Annotated in this window: 1 protein-coding gene; it reads right to left on the bottom strand. The window is 64.8% G+C overall.

The window, feature by feature from the left end:
• Positions 1-511: hypothetical protein (locus DVK07_RS23075; protein WP_158603222.1), on the bottom strand; the 511-nt coding region annotated here is incomplete at both ends.

Raw genomic sequence — 511 nt, 5'->3', positions numbered from 1 at the left:
CGACCGACCGTCCGAGTCGTCGCTGCCGAGGACCTCGATGTCGAGTTCGCCGGCGTCGGTGGGCTCGTACGTGAGCGCGACGGTCTCTGAGTCACCCGCGCCGACCTCGACAGACGCGGTGTCCGTCGGCTCGAACGCGTCGCCGATGTACAGTTCGAGGTCGTCGGTGCCGCTCACGTCGCCGTCGTTCGTGACCTCCACGAAGACGCGGAACTCGGAGTCGGCCACCGCGTCGAACTCATCGCTGTCGATCGGCGCGGCGACATCGACGACCTCCGTTTCGAAGCTCGCTTCGGAGAGGACCTCGAACTGGCTTTCGACGGCGTCGTCCTCGGTGTCGACGGTGAAGTCAGACGTGCCGACGTCCGCTTCCTCGGTGTCGTAGACGAGGTCGGTCTCCCGCGTTGAGTCGCTCGAGATGTTGACATTGCGGGTGATGTCCTCGCGGTCGCCGTCGACGAACAACACGACGCTCTGGTTCTCTTCTTCGTCGCCGGTGTTCGTGATATCG

The sequence above is a fragment of the Halorubrum sp. Atlit-26R genome, from assembly GCF_003666015.1.
GTDB lineage: Archaea > Halobacteriota > Halobacteria > Halobacteriales > Haloferacaceae > Halorubrum.
This window is presented reverse-complemented; position numbering and strand designations above follow the sequence as displayed.